This window comes from Actinophytocola sp. (assembly GCF_036402745.1).
Lineage (GTDB): Bacteria > Actinomycetota > Actinomycetes > Mycobacteriales > Pseudonocardiaceae > Actinophytocola.
This window is the reverse complement of the sequence record NZ_DASWSJ010000209.1, coordinates 1-4,842: the sequence shown is the minus strand read 5'-3', so window position 1 is coordinate 4,842 and position 4,842 is coordinate 1. Positions and strand designations below refer to the sequence as shown.

6 protein-coding genes are annotated in these 4,842 nt (G+C 72.0%); 3 read left to right on the top strand and 3 right to left on the bottom strand.

The features are described from left to right. Positions 1 to 111: 111 nt before the first annotated feature. A complete protein-coding gene (locus tag VGD70_RS19875; protein ID WP_331083432.1) occupies positions 112 to 1,605 on the bottom strand; it encodes an MFS transporter in 1,494 nt (497 codons plus the stop codon). A gap of 24 nt (positions 1,606 to 1,629) precedes the next feature. Here VGD70_RS19875 and VGD70_RS19870 point away from each other — a divergent pair, with 24 nt between their 5' ends. Continuing rightward, positions 1,630 to 2,076, top strand: a complete 447-nt coding sequence (locus VGD70_RS19870) for a MerR family transcriptional regulator (RefSeq protein WP_331083431.1) — start codon at positions 1,630 to 1,632, stop codon at positions 2,074 to 2,076. 11 nt (positions 2,077 to 2,087) lie between these two features. Here the strand turns inward: VGD70_RS19870 and VGD70_RS19865 are convergent, their stop codons facing one another. Next, positions 2,088 to 2,657 (bottom strand): TetR/AcrR family transcriptional regulator, encoded by a 570-nt coding sequence (locus VGD70_RS19865; RefSeq protein ID WP_331083429.1) that lies wholly within the window; start codon positions 2,655 to 2,657, stop codon positions 2,088 to 2,090. A 56-nt stretch (positions 2,658 to 2,713) separates the two neighbouring features. Here VGD70_RS19865 and VGD70_RS19860 point away from each other — a divergent pair, with 56 nt between their 5' ends. After that, complete coding sequence (locus VGD70_RS19860) at positions 2,714 to 3,205, top strand: FBP domain-containing protein (protein WP_331083427.1); 492 nt, start codon at positions 2,714 to 2,716, stop codon at positions 3,203 to 3,205. Between the two features lie 40 nt (positions 3,206 to 3,245). After that, on the top strand, positions 3,246 to 4,601 hold the full coding sequence (locus VGD70_RS19855; protein WP_331083425.1) for an MGH1-like glycoside hydrolase domain-containing protein: 1,356 nt from the start codon (positions 3,246 to 3,248) through the stop codon (positions 4,599 to 4,601). Here VGD70_RS19855 and VGD70_RS19850 read toward each other — a convergent pair. Beyond that, positions 4,546 to 4,842: hypothetical protein (locus VGD70_RS19850; protein WP_331083423.1), on the bottom strand; the 297-nt coding region annotated here is incomplete at its 5' end. The two genes, VGD70_RS19855 and VGD70_RS19850, sit on opposite strands and share 56 nt — an antisense overlap.

Sequence of the window (4,842 nt, the reverse complement as noted above, 5' to 3'; positions counted from 1 at the left end):
CAATACGGCGACGAGCGCGAGAATCGCCGCTTCACGGCGCCGGTGTGCATTCGTTCGCTTGACGATGTCGGCCGCCGCCGAGCGAGAGAGATCGCGACGAGCGGATTCCACTCATCGCGGCACGAATCGATCATCGGGGCGCGCGGGAGAGGCGCCCCGGTCCACCTCCTCGAACAAGGCCGCCGCCCGCCCGGCGGTGGCCGAGGCCCAGCGCCCGGTGCTGAGCAGCCCCAGGACCAGGATGCCGACGCCGAGCCCGAACACCAGCCACCACACGCCGTGCTCCGCGCTGGTGAACACGGTCCCGCCGCGGGCCAGGGCCGATCCCACGATCGTTCCGGCGATCGCGACGCCCAGCGTCGTGCCGGTCTGCCGGCCGGCGGAGGCCAGCGACGTGGCCACCCCGGCCATCGAGCGGGGCATTCCGGAGACCGCCGTGTTGGTGATCGGCGGGTTGACCGTGCCCAGGAAGACGCCGAACAGCAGATAGATCGCGAGCACGGCCGGCAGCGGGGTGGCCGGCCCGAGCCACACCGACGCGCCGCCGCCCAGTGCCAGCGCGGCGCCCGCGACCATCAGCGGCCCGCGCGGACCGCGCGCGCCGACCAGCCGGCCGGTGACCGGGGAGAGCACCACGATCAGCACCCCGACCGGGAGCAGGCACAGCCCGGCCGCGAGCGCCGACATGCCGCGCACGTCCTGCAGGTACTGGGTGGTCACGAACAGGAACGCGCCGAACCCGCACAAGGCGAACAGCGCCATCAGGATCGCCGCGCTGAACGGCACACTGCGAAACAGGCGCAGCTCCAGCAAAGGGTCGACCCGGCGCCGTTCGTAGCCGAGGATGCCCAGCGCGCTGAGCACGGCGACGGCGAGCAGGCCGAGGATGACCGGCGAGGCCCAGCCCAGCGATGCGGACTCGATGATCGCGTGGACGACGCCGCCCAGCATGAGGATCACCAGGGTCTGGCCGACCGGGTCGAACCGGCGCGCCCGGGCGGCGCGGGACTCGGGCACGAACAGCGCGGTGCACCCGATCGCGGCGGCCACGATCGGCACGTTGACCCAGAAGATGGCGTGCCAGCCGAAGCCGTCGACCAGGGCGCCGCCGAGGATCGGGCCCAGCGCCAGCGCCAGGCCGCTCATCGAACCGAACACGCCGATGGCCCTGGCCCGCTCGGCCGGGTCGGGGAACGTGGTGGCGACGATCGCCATCGCCACCGGGTTGAGCATCGTGCCACCGACGGCCTGCAGCGCACGTGCCGCGATCAGCCACCCGATGCTCGGCGCGAGGCCGCACAGCAGCGAGCCGAGCCCGAAGGCGGCGAGGCCGACCTGGAAGACGCGCCGGCGGCCGACCCGGTCGGCGGTGGACCCGGCCAGCACCAGGAAACTGGCCAGCACCAGGGTGTACGCGTCGACCGTCCACTGCAGACCGGACACCGAGGCGTGCAGGTCGCGGCGAATCGCGGGCAGCGCGACGTTGACGATGGAGATGTCCATCACCACGACGACCACGCTGGCGCAGCAGATCGCGAGCACCAGGAGTCGGCGGCGTCGGCTGAGCTCGCCGGCCGTGGTCTTCGGCAGTACCAATGCGCTCATGACCACGACGCTAGGATTTAGAGCGTGCTCGAAGTCAAGCCGCAGCCCGCTCGCTCCGACCCCCAGCCGGGCCTGAGCATCGCCGAGGCCGCCCGCCGCACCGGGGTCAGCGCGCACACCCTGCGCTACTACGAACGCGCCGGCCTGGTCGTCACGCCCGTCGACCGCACCGCCGGCGGGCGGCGGCGCTACCAGCAGCTGGACCTGGACTGGATCACCGTGTGCACCAGGCTGCGGGCCACCGGCATGCCCATCAAGACCATCCGGCGCTACGCCCAGCTCGTCTGCGCCGGGCACGGCAACGAGCACGAACGACTCGCCCTCATGGAGGCCCACCGCGCCGAGGTGATCGCCAAGCTCGCTGAGCTACAGGAGAACCTCGAGCTCATCGACCACAAGATCGACGTCTACCGCGGCCGGCTCGACGCCGGCGACGCCGACCAACTGTGGGCACCGAGAGCCCACACCTGACGATCATCGTGTCAGGCCGGCGGCCAGTTTCTGAGCAGGACGTCGAGGGCGTCCAGGGTTCTGGACCAGGAGGCGCCCACCTCGCGCGGACTGTGGTCGAACCCGCCCGCCGCCTCCAGGCTCACGTACCCGTGGAAGGTGCTGTGCAGCAGCCGTATCGCGTCCGTCTGGTCGGGCTCCGGCAGGTGGTAGCCGCGCAGGATCGCCCGCGTCATCTCCGAGTGCCGGCCGGCCGCGCTGGCCACCGCGGTCGCCGGGTCGAGCTCGAGCTGTGCCGCGGCGTACCTGCCCGGATGCTGCTTGGCGTAGTCCCGGTAGGCGTTGGCGAAGGCCACCAGCGCGTCCTTGCCGGCGCGGCCGGCCAGCGCGGCCGCGACCCTGTCGGCGAGCTCGGCCAGAGCCAGCAGCGCCACCCGGACGCGCAGGTCCCGCAGGTTCTTGAGGTGTGAGTACAGGCTCGCATCCTTGACGCCGAACCGGCGCGCGACTGCCGAGACGGTCACGTTCTCGAAGCCGACCTCGTCGGCCAGCTCCGCCGCCGCCTGGGTCAGGCCTTCGGTGGTCAGTCCCGCGCGCACCATCCCGCCGCTCTCCTAGGATGTCTATTCAGTTGCCTAATCATATTAGGATAGCTCCTATGAGGCCAGTAACCGAGAGCGCCATCCGGTCGTCCTTCGTCAACTGCACCAAGGGCGAGGCGAAGCGGCTGGCCGTACCCAAGGACCTGGCCGAGCGACCGTGGGCCGACCTGGACTTCCTCGGGTGGCGGGACCCCTCCGCGCGGGAGCGCGCCTACCTGGTCGCCGAGTCCGACGACGGGCTCGTCGGGGTGGCGCTGCGGGTGGCACCGCAGACCCAGCGGGTCCGGCGCAGCATGTGCTCGTTGTGCTTGACCACGCACACCGGACCCGGCGTGTCCCTGATGACCGCACGCAAGGCCGGGCGCAACGGGCAGCAGGGCAACTCCGTCGGCGCCTACCTCTGCACCGACCTGGCCTGCTCGCTGTACCTGCGCGGGAAGAAGGACGCCGGGCCCGGCGGACGGCTCCACGAGTCGCTGACGCTGGCGGAGAAGGTCGGCCGGACGATGGCGAACCTGGCCGGGTTTCTGCACAAGGTGGTCGAGTAAGGCCCGCACGAGCTGATCACCTACCAGTACCTTTGGCCGGGTGGTGGTTCCCAGGTTCGAGTCCGGGCGGGCGGTCCACGACGCGGCCTACGGCATGGCGGTTCGCGACGTCGCGGCCAGCGTCTCCCGGGGGGCGTTCGTCGCCGGGGTGGACTGGCCGACCGTGTGGGTTCGGGATGCCTCGTATGCCATTGATCTGGCGGCCGGGCTTCTGCATCCGGGAGTTTCGGCGGCCACCATGCGTGGGCTCGCGGCGTCCGGTGGGGCCTGGGTGCAGGACCGGGCGGCGCACTTCGGCGGCTGGCCGCGGCTGACCGACTCCGTCGTCGGTGCCGTTGGGGCTTGGGCCTGTTATGTCGCCACCGGCGACGTGGACTTCCTGCGCTGGAGCCATGGTGTGACTCGGGCGAGCCTGGCGCGGGCCGAGCAGGAGATCTTCGATGGCGGGCTGTTCCGGGGGTGCGCCAGCTTCATGGAGTCCAACAGCGGCTACCCGCCGCGGTTCGCGTTCTCCGGCCGGGCGGTCGGCGCCACGAAGGCGTTGAGCACCAACGTCCTCTACCACCGTGGCTACGCGCTGGCGGCGCGGTCGGCGGAGCTGCTCGGGGAGGATCCGGCGCCGTTCGAGGCGCGGGCGGCGGCGTTGAAGCGGGCGATCAACGACCGGCTGTGGCAGCCGGAGCGCGGCCGCTACGCCTACTACGAGGACGCCGACGGCCGGCCCTCCGATCGCTGGGAAGGGCTCGGCACCGCGCTGGCGGTGCTGTGGGGCGTGGCCGACGACGACGCGGCCGCGGCCGTCTTCCGCACCGTCACCGCCACCCGGCACGGGCTGCCCTGCCTCTGGCCGCGGTACCCGCTCTGGAAGCCGTGGCTGCTGCGCGACGAGTACTACTACCACAACGGCATGGTCTGGCCGTTCGTCCAGGGCTACTGGGGCTGGGCGGCGGCCACGCGCGGGTCCGTCGACGTGTTCGCCGCCGAGCTGGCCGGTCTGGCCGACCTGGCCGGGTGCGCGGAGACCTTCCACGAGTTCTACCGGCCGGACACGGGGCGGCCGGGCGGGTCCGCGCGCCAGCTGTGGAGTGCCGCGGGCTACCTCGCGATGGTCCACTATGGACTCTTCGGCCTGTCCTTCGACGGTGCGGAGATCCGCTTCCGGCCCGTTGTTCCCGCCGGCTTCGGCACGCTCCGGCTGTCCGGCCTGGCCCACCGCGACCTCACGCTGGAGGTCACGGTCACCGGTTCGGGCGACCACATCGGATCGTTCCACGTGGACGGCGCGGAGCAGCCCGGCCACGCGATCCCCGCCACGCTGACCGGCCCGCACCGCGTGGACATCACGCTGGCCGACCCTCCGGATGGACGGTCAACCGCGCTGCGCGGCGGAGCATGACGATTCCTGTGGCCGCGAGCCAGAGCTGCGCGAGAACAGAGGCGAGTACGCCGTAGAGCAGTGCGCCGTCGATGAAGCTGGGCGACAGGAACAGGCCGACGGCCGCGACCAGCGTCGCGGCGCCGACGACGGCGCCGGTCCAGCCGAGCCACGACGGGTACGCCTCGAGCGTCATCGCCAGGCCCAGCAGGGTCAGGGGCACGCCGATCAGCAAGGCCATCCCGATCAGGGACGGGCCGTG

What these genes read in the sequence shown, in the direction of transcription:
- VGD70_RS19875 (WP_331083432.1), bottom strand. Translation starts at nt 1,605, where the DNA reads ATGAGCGCATTGGTACTGCCGAAGACCACGGCCGGCGAGCTCAGCCGA.
- VGD70_RS19865 (WP_331083429.1), bottom strand. Translation starts at nt 2,657, where the DNA reads ATGGTGCGCGCGGGACTGACCACCGAAGGCCTGACCCAGGCGGCGGCG.
- VGD70_RS19860 (WP_331083427.1), top strand. Translation starts at nt 2,714, where the DNA reads ATGAGGCCAGTAACCGAGAGCGCCATCCGGTCGTCCTTCGTCAACTGC.